This is a genomic window from Lelliottia jeotgali, assembly GCF_016771845.1.
Taxonomy (GTDB): Bacteria; Pseudomonadota; Gammaproteobacteria; order Enterobacterales; family Enterobacteriaceae; genus Enterobacter; species Enterobacter jeotgali.
Genome location: NZ_JAENMQ010000005.1, coordinates 157,508 through 172,488 on the forward strand (window position 1 = coordinate 157,508; position 14,981 = coordinate 172,488).

The window sequence follows — 14,981 nt, forward strand, 5'->3', positions numbered from 1 at the left end:
GCCCCTTAGTGAGAGGTTTCCGCGTGGCTCATGTCCATGCCTTCCATACCTTCGTGCGAGCTGTGCTCACCTTCTGGCTGAGTCATGTTCATGCTCTTCCCGTGGTCCATAAATTTGTTCACAACGTCTTTAAACAAATCAGGTTTCACGTTAGAGAAGTATTCCACCTTGTTGTATTCGCTAGGTGTCGCCACTTTATCGAATGCCGCCATGTCAGACATGGTGTTGGTAGACTGTTTCGCTTTTTCGACCCACTGGTCGAAAGCGGCACGGTCCGGCGTTGCGATAGCTTTGAACTTCATACCTGAGAAGCCCGGGCCACTATAGCTGGCGGAGATACCATCGTAGGTGCCTGCTTCATTCGCGATCAGGTGCAGGTTAGTCTGCATACCGGCCATCGCGTAAATCTGGCTGCCCAGACGCGGAATAAAGAAGGAGTTCATCACGGAGTTAGAGGTCACTTTGAACTGCACCGGAGTGTTCGCCGGGAAGGCGATTTCATTCACGGTAGCAATGCCCTGTTCCGGATAGATGAAGAACCATTTCCAGTCCATGGAGACCACTTCAATGGTAATCGGTTTTTCATCGTGAACCAGCGGTTTGCTCGGCTCAAGCGCGTGAGTGGTTTTCCACGTCAGCACGGCAAGGAACAAGATGATCAGAATAGGGACCGTCCAGACCACAGCTTCCACTTTATTGGAGTGTGACCAGTTAGGGCTATACTTCGCATCTTTATTGCTTGCACGGTACTTCCAGGCGAAACCTACTGCCATCAAAATGGCGGGGATAACGACAATCATCATCAGGCCGAAGGCCGTCAGAATCAACGAGCGTTGTTCCAGTCCAATCTGTCCTTTGGGGTCGAGAAGCGCAGAATCACAGCCACTGAGTAAAACAGTGCCTGCAAATAACGACAACCATCCCAAACTTTTATTGTATTTCCTAAGTGTCATTTAACGACCTCAATTCCACGGGGACCTGGTGGCGTTTAAAGTGTGGGGGCATTTTACGGGAAGGTTACATTACTGTAAACATCATTAGCCCTGTGTCAGGAAGGTGTTACTGGGTTCTGCCGCACGTGTCACATGTGTTGCAAATTATGTCTACTTTTAAGACAAAAGCCCCACGGGACGGGAGTTATAACGAAAGGGCCCATAAGGATACCCCAAACAGGGCAATTGGTATAACCATTGTTAAAAATAAACAATAAATTAACAAAAAAGCATCAATAAAAAGACAATTGAAATACGAAAATTTAATCTTCCCAAAGCTGAATCGTTTAATGAAAAATAGCGAAACGCTGAGGGTTCCTATAATTTCCGAAACCTATCCCGCACAAAACAACAAATATTTTTTTCAGCTGGCGTCGGTTATTTCACCGTTATAATTACATGGCGTTATTACCACGGGAAATAACTTTTCGGTTTTTGCTTCAGGTCAGCTGGGTTTTACGCAACGCCATGAAATCGAGAAGACCCCCGGTGACGATACCGAGGACCGCAAGCAGTCCGCCGACTTCCAGGAGTATTGCTTCGAACGGCAGGGCGAGTGGTGTGGACGCGTTGATAATCAACACGATCAGCCATAGCGCCAGGAGTACGCAGCCGATCATTAACAGTCGCAGTGCATAGTGATAGGCGCGCTGATATTCCGTTCGCGGCATAAAATGTTCTGTTTGCTGGGTATATTCCAGCGTCTGGCGGCAGACCAGCAAAAGCAATATTCCCGGCACGGCCGCAATCACTGAGAAGAGATAAAACGTTGGCCAACCGTGGGCTTCAACAAACCAGCCCGCAATCGGCCCGACATACACACGGCCAACAGCGGAAAGTGCAGAGAGCAGAGCAAACTGGGTCGCGGAAAACGACTTATTGCACAACGTCATGAGCAGCGCGACAAACGCCGCTGTTCCCATCCCGCCGCACAGGTTTTCAAAGAAAACAGCCGTGCCCATGCTGAACATATTTTTATCAGTGATAGAGAGCAGCCAGTAACCCGCGTTGGACGCACCCTGCAAAATGCCGAAGATAAGCAGGGCGCGAAACAGCGACAGACGCTGCATTAATACCCCGCCGTACAGCGCACCAAGAATCGTCGCAAACAGACCGAGCGTTTTGTTCACCACCCCCACTTCACCGGCATCGAAGCCTACGCCGCGAATCAGGAAAGTGGTGGTCAGGCTCATAGCAAAAGCATCGCCGAGCTTATAAAGGACGATCAGCAGTAAAATCAGCCAGGCATTGTTGCGCCCGAAGAAGTCTCGCAGTGGCTCGGCGACAGCCTGCTCGAGCGAACGAGGAACGGGGATAACATCGCTAGGCTCAGGGGCAAAAAAGGTTGTGATAATGCATGGGATCAGCAGGGCTGCCATCAGCCAGTACATTCCCTGCCAGCCGAGATAGCGGTCGGCCAGCCAAAGCGCTAATCCACCGGAAACCAGCATTCCCAGACGATAGCCCAGCACGCTGATTGCCGCACCGGCGCCGCGCTCTTCAGCCGATAACACATCCGTTTTCCAGGCATCAAAGACGATATCCTGCGAGGCGGAACAAAAGGCAATGACTACCGCCAGCGCCGCCATCCAGCGCAGTTGGCTTGACGGCTCCAGGAACCCCATTGCGGCGATCGCCAGCAACAGCAGAATCTGTGTCATCACCAGCCAGCCTCGACGACGACCGAGAAATGGCGGGGTATAGCGGTCCATCACCGGTGACCATAAAAACTTAAAGACGTAGGCCTGGCCGACAAGGGAGAAGAAACCGATGGTTTTGAGATCGATATTCTCGACCGTCATCCAGGCCTGAAGCGTGCCGGAGGTGAGGGCGAGAGGTAAACCGGAGGCGAAACCAAGGATCAGCAAAATGGCTGATTTAGGCTGCTGGAAAATGCGCAAGTAATGACTGGACATGTTTCTATATGACTGACCCGGCGAGGTGCCGGGTCAGTGTGCGGGATTAGCGCGCGTTCTGCTTGATGAATTCGTGAATGCTGGTGTCCTGCGCCATATCGGCGATGGTGTCAGTCAGCACACTATTTACCGCATTAGCAATGTTCTGGTTAGACGCCTGGAAGGCACCTTCAACCGAGTAGCTTGCGCGGTAGTTTTTGTTCATTTTATTGCCGTTCTTCGCGGTAGCGATGATGGCGATATCGGCTTTGGTGGAGATATTGTAACGCACGTTGCCTTGAGAAACGTCGGCATACAGATTGTTCACAATGATCTGCAGATCAACTGCACCGCTTGGGCCGACCATATAACCACGAGAAGTCATCTGTTTTTCCAGAACTTCTTGCAGCAGGAAACGCAGGTCGCGGGAGGCTGTGAGCGTGACTTGCTGGTTATCGCGAGTCACTTTTGCCAGCGCTTGATCCTGACGCTGATCGGCTCCGTTGATGCTCACGGTAACGCCCATCAGGCTTGGGTCCTGCTGTGGCAGAGTAATTTTTGGCGAGACGTCAATGGTGGTTGGCGGAGTGGCACAACCAGCCAGCATGAAGAGTGCTACCAGCGGAAAGAAGAGTTTTTTTAACATTTCAGGTTCTCAACGGATCGTTAGCATATAGAGCGAAAAATTGCCGCCATCATAACATCGCCAACGGCAAGGGGAAGTGGTCAACGCATGTAAATTCATCGTCTTGTCCGAAATCTGACCACCATGTGCATTTTCCTCACTGCATCTAAGGCAAAAGGTATGAGTGACACAGTAAACTTCATCCGTTTGAATGAGGAAATCAGACGAAAGCTAAATATTTGTTGTCTTGATGTAATGGAAGCGGTAAAAGCGGCTAACATTTAAAGGGATGGGTGACATCTCAGCGTTGTCAGAGGAGTAATATCATGATGATACGTGAACAGATCGAAGAAAAACTAAGGACAGCGTTTAATCCCGTGTTCCTCGAAGTTGTCGATGAGAGCTACCGTCATAATGTGCCGGCCGGTTCTGAAAGCCATTTCAAAGTCGTACTGGTTAGCGACCGCTTCGCAGGGGAACGTTTTCTGAATCGTCACCGTATGATCTACGGAACGCTGACGGAAGAACTCTCCTCTACAGTGCATGCGCTGGCCCTTCATACCTACACCATTAAAGAGTGGGAAGGGTTGCAGGATACCATTTTCGCTTCTCCACCTTGTCGAGGTGCAGGAAGCATCGCGTAAACAATCCGGGTTGCAACCGTTGGAGTTTTTCCAGTATGTTGCATACAGAATGATGTCAAAGCGGCCTGCGGGCCGTTTTGTTTTGTCTGCGTTTTGAACGTGTGGGGCGAAATTTAGGCCAAAAATAGCCTTAAATTGTGAAAAAAGCCGCAGCAAGATGCCCCAACCGTTCTCGACTCACCCAAGTGATGCCGCTATAATGCCGCGTCTTAATGAATGTCTTCGGGATGATTCTGGCGACAGGGAATGTGAATCTGCTAAAAGTGAGCATCCCGGTATTGCGAGACAAATTCAGAGTTGACCGAGCACTGTGATTTTTTTGAGGTAACAAGATGCAAGTTTCAGTTGAAACCACTCAAGGCCTTGGCCGCCGTGTAACGATTACTATCGCTGCTGACAGCATCGAAACTGCTGTGAAAAGCGAGCTGGTCAACGTAGCAAAAAAAGTACGTATTGACGGCTTCCGCAAGGGTAAAGTACCGATGAATGTCGTTGCTCAGCGTTATGGCGCTTCTGTTCGCCAGGACGTGCTGGGTGACCTGATGAGCCGCAACTTCATTGATGCCATCATCAAAGAAAAAATCAATCCAGCTGGCGCACCGAACTACGTTCCGGGCGAATACAAACTGGGCGAAGACTTCACTTACTCCGTTGAGTTCGAAGTTTATCCAGAAGTTGAGCTGAAAGGTCTGGAAACCATCGAAGTTGAGAAACCTGTTGTCGAAGTGACCGACGCTGACGTTGATGGCATGCTGGACACTCTGCGTAAGCAGCAGGCGAACTGGAAAGACAAAGACGGCGCTGTTGATGCAGAAGACCGCGTAACCATCGACTTCTCCGGTTCTGTAGACGGCGAAGAATTCGAAGGCGGCAAAGCGTCTGACTTCGTACTGGCGATGGGCCAGGGTCGTATGATCCCAGGCTTCGAAGACGGTATCAAAGGTCACAAAGCTGGCGAAGAATTCACTATCGACGTGACCTTCCCGGAAGAGTACCACGCTGAAAACCTGAAAGGTAAAGCAGCCAAGTTCGTTATCAACCTGAAGAAAGTTGAAGAGCGCGAACTGCCAGAACTGACTGAAGAATTCATCAAACGTTTCGGCGTTGAAGATGGTTCCGTAGCGGGTCTGCGTGCAGAAGTGCGTAAAAACATGGAGCGCGAGCTGAACGGCGCTGTGCGTAACCGTGTGAAATCTCAGGCTATCGAAGGTCTGGTGAAAGCGAACGAAATCGACGTTCCTGCAGCACTGATTGACAGCGAAATCGACGTTCTGCGTCGCCAGGCTGCACAGCGCTTCGGTGGCAACCAGCAGCAAGCGCTGGAACTGCCTCGTGAACTGTTCGAAGAGCAGGCTAAACGCCGCGTTGTTGTTGGTCTGCTGCTGGGCGAAGTGATTCGTACCCACGAGCTGAAAGCTGACGAAGACCGCGTGAAAGGCCTGATCGAAGAGATGGCTTCTGCTTACGAAGATCCACGTGAAGTGGTTGAATTCTACGGCAGCAACAAAGAGCTGATGGACAACATGCGCAACGTTGCCCTGGAAGAGCAGGCCGTTGAAGCCGTTCTGGCTAAAGCCAAAGTGTCTGAAAAAGCCACTTCTTTCAACGAACTGATGAACCAGCAGGCGTAATTTCGCCCCAACGGTTTAAAGTTTGAACGAAAACCCGTTGCCTTCTGGTGACGGGTTTTTTTTATCGCAGTAATAGCCCAGGAAGAGTGCTAAAACGCCCTTTCAGTGTTAGCGTTACAGCAAAAGATTGTTATGCTTGAAATATGGCGATGCCGTCCCCATAAGTGTGTAATCACGATGAATGAGACTGGCTGATAATCCGTCCATAAGGTTACAATCAGTACAGCAGGTATTTTCCAATTTTTATCCAGGAGACGGAAATGTCATACAGTGGCGAACGAGATAACTTTGCACCCCATATGGCTCTGGTGCCAATGGTTATTGAACAGACCTCTCGCGGGGAACGTTCTTTTGATATCTATTCCCGTCTGCTCAAGGAACGCGTAATCTTTCTGACCGGCCAGGTGGAAGACCACATGGCAAACCTGATCGTGGCGCAGATGCTGTTCCTGGAAGCGGAAAACCCGGAAAAAGACATTTACCTGTATATTAACTCCCCAGGCGGTGTCATCACTGCCGGGATGTCCATTTATGACACCATGCAGTTCATCAAGCCTGACGTCAGCACCATTTGTATGGGGCAGGCGGCATCTATGGGGGCGTTCCTGCTGACGGCAGGCGCGAAGGGCAAACGTTTCTGTCTGCCAAATTCCCGCGTGATGATTCACCAGCCGCTGGGCGGATACCAGGGTCAGGCGACAGACATTGAAATTCATGCGCGTGAAATCCTGAAAGTGAAAGGGCGCATGAATGAACTTATGGCGCACCACACGGGTCAATCACTTGAGCAGATCGAGCGTGATACCGAGCGCGATCGCTTCCTCTCCGCATCAGAGGCAGTTGAGTACGGCTTAGTCGACTCCATTTTGACCCATCGTAATTGATGCCCACGGCGCGAGTGTGCCGCTATACTAAGGTAGGGCGGCACTTTGCTTGATTGCGACTTGCGCCTGAGAATGGCATTTGCGTCGTCATGTGCGGCACAAAGAACTTAAAAAGAGGTTTGGACTCATGACAGATAAACGCAAAGATGGTTCGGGCAAACTGCTGTACTGCTCTTTTTGCGGCAAGAGCCAGCATGAAGTGCGTAAACTGATTGCCGGGCCGTCCGTGTATATCTGCGACGAATGTGTCGATTTATGTAACGACATCATCCGCGAAGAGATTAAAGAAGTAGCGCCTCATCGTGAGCGCAGCGCATTGCCGACCCCGCACGAGATCCGTCATCATCTTGATGATTATGTGATCGGCCAGGAACCGGCTAAAAAAGTGCTGGCAGTTGCAGTGTACAACCACTACAAACGTCTGCGTAACGGCGATACCAGCAATGGCGTTGAGTTGGGCAAAAGTAACATTTTGCTGATCGGGCCAACGGGTTCCGGTAAAACGCTGCTGGCTGAAACGCTGGCACGCCTGCTGGATGTTCCGTTTACTATGGCAGATGCCACCACATTGACCGAAGCCGGTTATGTGGGTGAAGACGTTGAAAACATCATTCAGAAGCTGCTGCAGAAGTGCGACTACGACGTACAGAAAGCACAGCGCGGTATCGTGTATATCGATGAGATCGACAAGATCTCGCGTAAATCCGATAACCCATCTATCACCCGTGACGTGTCGGGCGAAGGTGTACAGCAGGCTCTGCTGAAACTGATCGAAGGTACGGTTGCCGCTGTTCCGCCGCAGGGTGGTCGTAAGCATCCGCAGCAGGAGTTCTTGCAGGTAGATACCTCCAAGATTCTCTTCATCTGTGGCGGTGCGTTTGCAGGCCTGGATAAAGTGATCGCTAACCGCGTAGAAACCGGCTCCGGCATTGGTTTTGGCGCGACGGTGAAAGCCAAGTCTGAGAAAGCGAACGAAGGTGAACTGCTGTCGCAGGTCGAGCCAGAAGATTTGATCAAGTTTGGTCTGATCCCTGAGTTCATCGGTCGTCTGCCGGTGGTGGCAACGCTGAATGAGCTGAGCGAAGATGCGCTGATTCAGATCCTGAAAGAGCCGAAAAATGCGCTGACCAAGCAGTATCAGGCATTGTTCAATCTGGAAGGCGTGGATCTGGAATTCCGTGACGAAGCGCTGGTCGCTATCGCCAAGAAAGCGATGGTCCGTAAAACGGGTGCACGTGGCTTGCGCTCTATCGTTGAAGCGGCGCTGCTCGATACCATGTACGATTTACCGTCCATGGAAGATGTCGAGAAAGTGGTGATCGATGAGTCTGTGATTAGCGGCCAAAGCAAGCCAATGCTGATGTACGGCAAGCCGGAAGCCCAGCAGGCATCTGGCGAATAATTAGCCAAATCATACAAGCAGTTAATCAAAAAGGGGGGATTTTATCTCCCCTTTTATTTTTCCGTATTCATAGCGTTGAATGTGTGGGAAACATCCCCATATACTGGTTACATGTTTATGGTTGTGTAACACAGTGACATGACCTGCTTACCTGGCGGACACTAAACTAAGAGAGAGCTCTATGAATCCTGAGCGTTCTGAACGCATTGAAATCCCCGTATTGCCGCTGCGCGATGTGGTGGTTTATCCGCACATGGTCATACCCTTATTTGTAGGGCGGGAAAAATCTATCCGTTGCCTTGAAGCCGCCATGGATCATGATAAAAAAATCATGCTGGTTGCGCAGAAAGAAGCATCAACGGATGAGCCGGGTGTAAACGATCTTTTCACCGTCGGGACCGTGGCCTCTATTTTACAAATGCTGAAGCTGCCTGACGGCACCGTAAAGGTGCTGGTAGAAGGCTTGCAGCGTGCGCGAATCACCACTCTTTCTGACGACGGCGAGCACTTCTCTGCGAAAGCGGAGTACCTTGAGTCTCCTGCGCTCGACGAGCGTGAGCAGGAAGTGCTGGTGCGCACCGCGATTAGCCAGTTCGAAGGCTACATCAAGCTCAACAAAAAAATCCCACCAGAAGTGCTGACGTCGCTCAATAGCATCGACGATCCTGCACGTCTGGCAGATACCATCGCTGCACACATGCCGCTGAAACTGGCTGACAAACAGTCTGTGCTGGAGATGTCCGACGTGAATGAACGTCTGGAATATCTGATGGCGATGATGGAATCTGAAATCGATCTGCTGCAGGTTGAGAAACGCATTCGCAACCGTGTCAAAAAGCAGATGGAAAAATCCCAGCGCGAGTACTATCTGAACGAGCAAATGAAAGCCATTCAGAAAGAACTCGGCGAGATGGACGACGCGCCGGACGAAAACGAAGCGCTGAAGCGTAAGATCGACGCGGCGAAAATGCCGAAAGAGGCAAAAGAAAAAGCCGAAGCTGAACTGCAGAAGCTGAAAATGATGTCTCCGATGTCGGCTGAAGCGACCGTGGTTCGCGGCTATATCGAATGGATGGTTCAGGTTCCGTGGAACGCGCGTAGCAAGGTCAAAAAAGACCTGCGTCAGGCGCAAGAAATCCTCGACACCGACCATTACGGCCTCGAACGCGTCAAGGATCGCATCCTTGAGTACCTCGCGGTTCAGAGCCGTGTGAACAAACTTAAAGGCCCGATTCTGTGCCTGGTAGGGCCTCCTGGTGTGGGTAAAACTTCTCTGGGTCAGTCCATTGCTAAAGCCACCGGACGTAAATACATCCGTATGGCGCTTGGCGGCGTGCGTGACGAAGCAGAAATTCGCGGTCACCGTCGTACTTACATCGGCTCTATGCCGGGTAAACTGATTCAGAAAATGGCGAAAGTGGGCGTTAAAAACCCGCTGTTCCTGCTCGATGAGATCGACAAAATGTCCTCGGACATGCGTGGCGATCCGGCGTCTGCTCTGCTTGAAGTGTTAGATCCAGAACAGAACGTGGCGTTCAGCGATCACTACCTGGAAGTCGATTACGATCTCAGCGATGTCATGTTCGTAGCGACCTCTAACTCCATGAACATTCCGGCACCGCTGCTGGATCGTATGGAAGTGATCCGTCTGTCCGGTTACACCGAAGACGAAAAACTGAACATCGCCAAACGTCACCTGTTGTCGAAACAGATTGAGCGTAACGCGCTGAAAGAGAGCGAAATTACAGTCGACGATAGTGCCATTATCAGCATTATTCGTTACTACACTCGCGAAGCGGGCGTACGTAGCCTTGAGCGTGAAATCTCAAAACTGTGCCGTAAGGCGGTTAAACAGCTTCTGCTGGATAAAACGCTGAAACACATTGAGATTAACGGCGACAATCTGCACGAATATCTGGGCGTACAGCGCTTCGATTACGGCCGTGCCGATAATGAAAACCGCGTCGGTCAAGTGACGGGTCTGGCATGGACGGAAGTGGGCGGCGATCTGCTGACCATCGAAACCGCCTGTGTTCCAGGCAAAGGTAAGCTGACCTATACCGGTTCTCTGGGTGAAGTCATGCAGGAGTCCATTCAGGCGGCGCTGACTGTGGTCCGTGCGCGTGCGGAGAAACTGGGTATCAACCCGGACTTCTACGAAAAACGCGACATCCACGTCCACGTTCCAGAAGGGGCAACACCTAAAGACGGTCCAAGTGCGGGTATCGCGATGTGTACCGCGCTGGTTTCTTGCCTGACGGGTAACCCGGTGCGAGCTGATGTCGCCATGACCGGTGAGATCACCCTGCGTGGTCTGGTGCTGCCAATCGGTGGTTTGAAAGAAAAACTGCTGGCTGCGCACCGCGGTGGTATCAAAACCGTATTGATCCCGCATGAGAACAAACGTGATCTGGAAGAGATTCCTGACAATGTTATCGCCGATCTGGATATCCATCCGGTGAAACGCATTGAAGAGGTTCTGAGCCTCGCGCTGCAGAATGAGCCCTCTGGAATGCAGGTTGTAACCGCAAAATAGTGACCTCGCGCAAAGAGCGTTAAGAAAAACAAGGCTGGCAGGTGATTTCTTACTTGCCAGCCTTTTTTTGTATAGCTAATTTAGATTGCTGATTGGGTTAGCCATCAACAACGGGTGTTGTAAGGTCATGGCAGGCCTGATATAACTGCTGCGCGGTCGCGTCGTGAAGGATTCACGCGCGATATAAATTATAAAGAGAGGAAGAGAACAGTGAATAAATCTCAACTGATTGACAAAATTGCTGCGGGTGCTGATATCTCTAAAGCTGCGGCTGGACGTGCATTAGATGCATTAATTGCCTCTGTAACTGAATCTCTGCAGTCCGGGGATGACGTTGCGCTGGTAGGTTTTGGTACTTTTGCTGTTAAAGAGCGTGCTGCCCGTACTGGCCGCAACCCTCAGACCGGTAAAGAGATCACCATCGCTGCCGCTAAAGTGCCAGGTTTCCGTGCAGGTAAAGCACTGAAAGACGCAGTAAACTGATCGCTTTCTCGTTCAAGGGAAGTTGAAAAGTACAAGGGCGCATCATTTGATGTGCCTTTTTTGTTTGTCCAGCGCGACTTTATGTGACTTTATGCGCGTTGTGGGCTGACATTTACCCCTGTTTCTTGTCACAATACGACCTTACGCGCTGCGGTCAGGATTTTCCCCAGCGTGAGGTCACCAGTCACCTACAGCGGAGTGTGGTTTCACCATGATGGACAACTTACGCACGGCTGCTAACAGTCTCGTGCTCAAGATTATTTTTGGTATCATTATCGTGTCGTTTATTTTGACCGGCGTGAGTGGATACCTGATTGGCGGAAGTAGCAACTACGCCGCAAAAGTGAATGGCCAGGAAATTAGCCGGGGGCAGTTTGAAAATGCCTTTGCCGGAGAACGTAACCGCATGCAGCAGCAACTGGGCGAACAGTTCTCTGAGCTTGCAGCGAACGAAGGCTACATGAAAACCTTACGTCAGCAGACCGTGAATCGTCTTATCGACGAAGCGCTGCTGGATCAGTATGCCAAACATCTGGGCCTGGGCATCAGCGATGAGCAGGTTAAGAAAGCGATTTTCGTGACGCCAGCTTTCCAGAACAACGGCAAATTCGACAACACGCGCTATACCTCTATCGTCAACCAGATGGGTATGACCCCGGATCAGTACGCTCAGGCGCTGCGCAATCAGCTGACCACTCAGCAACTGATCAATGCGGTTGTCGGTACTGATTTCATGCTCAAGGGCGAAACTGACGAACTGGCCGCTCTGGTTGCTCAGCAGCGTGTGGTTCGCACCGCGACTATCGACGTCAATGCGCTGGCGGCTAAACAACAGGTCACAGACGAAGAAGTTAATGCTTACTATGAGCAGAATAAAAACAACTTCACCACTCCTGAACAGTTCCGCGTGAGCTACATCAAGCTGGATGCCGCTGCGATGCAGGAAAACGCGTCAGACAGCGAAATCCAGTCTTACTACGATCAGCATCAGGATCAGTTCACTCAGGCGCAGCGTAACCGCTACAGCGTGATTCAGACCAAAACCGAGGCCGATGCCAAGGCGATTGTCGACGAGCTGACCAAAGGCGCTGATTTTGCCGCACTGGCGAAAGAAAAATCCACCGACATCATCTCTGCGAAAAACGGCGGTGATATGGGCTGGCTGGAAGATGCCACCACCCCTGATGAGCTGAAAAACGCAGGCCTGAAAGAGAAAGGTCAACTCTCTGGTGTGATCAAATCTTCCGTTGGCTTCCTGGTGGCGCGTCTGGATGATGTCCAGCCTGCCAAAACCAAGCCGCTGGCTGACGTTCGCGATGACATCGCGGCGAAAGTGAAGCAGGAAAAAGCGCTGGATGCTTACTACGCCTTGCAGCAGAAAGTGAGTGACGCGGCAAGCAATGACAACGAATCCCTGGCAGGCGCAGAACAGGCCGCTGGCGTGAAAGCCGTTGAAACAGGCTGGTTCGGTCACGATAACCTGCCAGAAGAGCTGAACTTCAAACCGGTTGCCGATGCTATCTTTAACGGTGGCCTGGTCGGTGAGAACGGCACGCCGGGCAGCAACTCTGACATCATTACCGTGGACGGCGATCGTGCGTTTGTGGTGCGCGTGGCGGAACATAAAGCTGAAGCCATCAAACCGTTGGATGCTGTGAAAGATCAGATTGCAACGCTTGTGAAGCACACCAAAGCGGAACAGCAGGCGAAGCTGGATGCAGAAAAACTGCTGACTGAGCTGAAAGCGGGCAAAGGTGATGCCGCGATGAAGGCCGCTGGTCTGAGCTTCGGCGAGCCGAAAACGCTGAGCCGTACCGGTCAGGATCCTGTTAGCCAGGCTGCGTTTGGTCTAAGCCTGCCTGCGAAGGATAAACCGAGCTTCGGCACGGCCTCTGACATGCAGGGCAACGTTGTTCTGCTTGCGCTGGATGAAGTCAAAGCAGGCACCATGCCGGAAGAGCAGAAAAAGGCAATGGTTCAGGGAATCACCCAGAACAACGCCCAGATCGCTTTCGAAGCACTGATGAGCAACCTGCGTAAAGACGCTAAAATCAAGCTGGGCGATATCATCACGCAGCAGCAGTAATTTCGGCGCTGCTCGCAGATTTTCGCAACGCTCTGCAATATTCAAAGGCCGCTTTCGCGGCCTTTTCCATTTCTGAAATCTGCTGTTTGTGCTTGTTTCTGTGGGCGGCTATCGTTGCCTGGCTGTCAACAAACAAGGAGAAAACAGCATGAAACATGGAATCAAAGCACTTTTTATTACGCTCGCAATCGCCACAGCGGGAATGAGTTTTAGCGCACTGGCGGCGACACCTGCGGCGAAAACACATGCAGTGTCCACAACCGCAGAAGCCCCCAGCGCTGAGGCAGGTGCTGCACAAACTAAGGCAAAGGTTAGTGATAAAGCTGCCGAAGATGAAGGAACCAGGGTCAGTATCAATTCGGCGTCGGCAGAAGATCTGGCTCGTGGCATGAACGGCGTTGGACTGAAAAAAGCACAGGCGATTGTCGGCTACCGAGATGAATATGGCCCATTTAAAACGGTCGACGACCTGAAGCAGGTGCCTGGGATTGGCAGCGCACTGGTTGAGCGCAACCTCGCTCACCTGATGCTGTAATCACGCAATAACTTGCAGAGTGGCAAAATTTTGCCAGGATAAAGAGGTCATACCAGTTATGATCTCTTACCCTATAACAACTTCAAGGTTAGTGCGCTATGCAGACTCAGATCAAAGTACGCGGTTATCATCTCGATGTTTACCAGCATGTGAATAATGCTCGTTATCTCGAATTCCTCGAAGAAGCCCGCTGGGATGGGCTGGAGAACAGTGAAAGCTTCCAGTGGCTCACGGCACACAACATCGCTTTTGTGGTCGCCAATATCAACATCAACTACCGTCGTCCGGCCGTGCTTGGCGATCGCCTGACGGTGACCAGTCAGTTGCAACAGCTAAACGGTAAGAGCGGCGTGTTGAGCCAGGTCGTGACACTCGACCCGGAAGGGCAGGTTGTGGCCGATGCGCTGATTACTTTCGTCTGTATCGATTTGAAAACGCAGAAGGCGCTGCCGCTGGAAGGGGAATTACGCGAGAAGCTTGATCTGTTAATTGAATAATTTGCGACCGGGTGAAGGTGATTCACCCGGTCAAACAGCGGCTTACTTTAGTCCGGTCTTTTTCTTCATCAGCGCCATTACCCCAGGCTTATCGGCCAGATAATGATTCAGACCGTTGGCACGCAGGTTACAGGCGGCGCATTGACCACAGCCGTCGCCTTTGATGCCGTTATAGCAGGTCAGGGTTTCGTTGCGTACCAGGTCGAGTTTGCCCCAGTAATCAGCCAGCGCCCAGGTCTCGGCTTTATCCAGCCACATTAGCGGCGTTTCAAAGCGGGTTTCTTTCGCCATGCCGAGATCGACGGCGTGATTGAGCGCTTTCACGAACTCGTCGCGGCAGTCCGGGTAGCCGGAGAAATCGGTTTCACACACGCCGGTGATCACCGCTTCGGCTTTCACCTGATAGGCGTAAATGGCGGTGAGCGTCAGGAACAGGATATTGCGGCCAGGCACGAAGGTATTCGGAATGCCGCTGGAATCTGGTTCATAGTCGGGGACAGGAATACTGTCGCGCGTCAGGCTGCTGACGGCCAGTTCGTTTAACAGTGTGACGTCCAGTACCTTGTGCGCGCGTGCGCCCAGTTTCAGCGCCAGTTCGCGGGCAACGTCGATTTCAGCGCGGTGGCGCTGACCATAATCAAACGTCACACAATGCACTTCATCATATTGTTGCAGGGCCTGAATCAGGCAGGTGGTGGAATCTTGTCCTCCGCTGAACACGACGACGGCACGTTTCATAAATAGTCTCAACAGTATCGGCAAAAACAATAT

Annotated in this window: 13 protein-coding genes; 9 read left to right on the forward strand and 4 right to left on the reverse strand. The window is 51.5% G+C overall.

The annotated features are described in order from the left end of the window. Positions 1-5 precede the first annotated feature (5 nt). The 3 genes from cyoA to JBO43_RS12620 form a co-directional block, all read right to left on the reverse strand. Positions 6-953 (reverse strand): cytochrome o ubiquinol oxidase subunit II, encoded by a 948-nt coding sequence (gene cyoA / locus JBO43_RS12610; protein WP_095280998.1) that lies wholly within the window; start codon positions 951-953, stop codon positions 6-8. 479 nt (positions 954-1,432) lie between these two features. Beyond that, a complete protein-coding gene (gene ampG, locus JBO43_RS12615) occupies positions 1,433-2,908 on the reverse strand; it encodes a muropeptide MFS transporter AmpG (RefSeq protein ID WP_202674445.1) in 1,476 nt (491 codons plus the stop codon). A gap of 46 nt (positions 2,909-2,954) precedes the next feature. Beyond that, the gene (locus JBO43_RS12620; RefSeq protein WP_095281000.1) at positions 2,955-3,533 is read right to left on the reverse strand and encodes a lipoprotein; all 579 of its coding nucleotides are present in this window, start codon (positions 3,531-3,533) and stop codon (positions 2,955-2,957) included. Positions 3,534-3,838: 305 nt separating this feature from the next. On the opposite strand from JBO43_RS12620, the gene bolA reads away from it, so the two are divergent. From bolA to JBO43_RS12665, 9 genes are all read left to right on the forward strand, one after another. Next, positions 3,839-4,156, forward strand: a complete 318-nt coding sequence (gene bolA / locus JBO43_RS12625) for a transcriptional regulator BolA (RefSeq protein WP_095281001.1) — start codon at positions 3,839-3,841, stop codon at positions 4,154-4,156. Between the two features lie 332 nt (positions 4,157-4,488). Further along, positions 4,489-5,787: a trigger factor gene (tig, locus tag JBO43_RS12630; protein WP_095281002.1), complete on the forward strand. Its 1,299-nt coding sequence runs from the start codon at positions 4,489-4,491 to the stop codon at positions 5,785-5,787. A 260-nt stretch (positions 5,788-6,047) separates the two neighbouring features. Beyond that, positions 6,048-6,671 carry an ATP-dependent Clp endopeptidase proteolytic subunit ClpP gene (gene clpP / locus JBO43_RS12635; RefSeq protein ID WP_003021624.1) on the forward strand — a complete coding sequence of 208 codons (624 nt, stop codon included), beginning with the start codon at positions 6,048-6,050 and terminating at the stop codon, positions 6,669-6,671. Between the two features lie 127 nt (positions 6,672-6,798). Beyond that, on the forward strand, positions 6,799-8,073 hold the full coding sequence (clpX, locus tag JBO43_RS12640) for an ATP-dependent protease ATP-binding subunit ClpX (protein ID WP_095281003.1): 1,275 nt from the start codon (positions 6,799-6,801) through the stop codon (positions 8,071-8,073). Between the two features lie 181 nt (positions 8,074-8,254). Continuing rightward, positions 8,255-10,609 carry an endopeptidase La gene (lon, locus tag JBO43_RS12645; RefSeq protein ID WP_095281004.1) on the forward strand — a complete coding sequence of 785 codons (2,355 nt, stop codon included), beginning with the start codon at positions 8,255-8,257 and terminating at the stop codon, positions 10,607-10,609. A 210-nt stretch (positions 10,610-10,819) separates the two neighbouring features. Further along, positions 10,820-11,092, forward strand: a complete 273-nt coding sequence (hupB, locus tag JBO43_RS12650; protein ID WP_010428111.1) for a nucleoid-associated protein HU-beta — start codon at positions 10,820-10,822, stop codon at positions 11,090-11,092. A 211-nt stretch (positions 11,093-11,303) separates the two neighbouring features. Continuing rightward, positions 11,304-13,178, forward strand: a complete 1,875-nt coding sequence (gene ppiD, locus JBO43_RS12655; protein ID WP_202674446.1) for a peptidylprolyl isomerase — start codon at positions 11,304-11,306, stop codon at positions 13,176-13,178. 148 nt (positions 13,179-13,326) lie between these two features. Continuing rightward, positions 13,327-13,713: a helix-hairpin-helix domain-containing protein gene (locus JBO43_RS12660; RefSeq protein WP_202674447.1), complete on the forward strand. Its 387-nt coding sequence runs from the start codon at positions 13,327-13,329 to the stop codon at positions 13,711-13,713. 98 nt (positions 13,714-13,811) lie between these two features. Then, positions 13,812-14,210 (forward strand): YbgC/FadM family acyl-CoA thioesterase, encoded by a 399-nt coding sequence (locus JBO43_RS12665; RefSeq protein ID WP_095281007.1) that lies wholly within the window; start codon positions 13,812-13,814, stop codon positions 14,208-14,210. A 42-nt stretch (positions 14,211-14,252) separates the two neighbouring features. Here JBO43_RS12665 and queC read toward each other — a convergent pair whose 3' ends face one another. Further along, the gene (gene queC, locus JBO43_RS12670) at positions 14,253-14,948 is read right to left on the reverse strand and encodes a 7-cyano-7-deazaguanine synthase QueC (RefSeq protein WP_095281008.1); all 696 of its coding nucleotides are present in this window, start codon (positions 14,946-14,948) and stop codon (positions 14,253-14,255) included. Between the last annotated feature and the right edge of the window lie 33 nt (positions 14,949-14,981).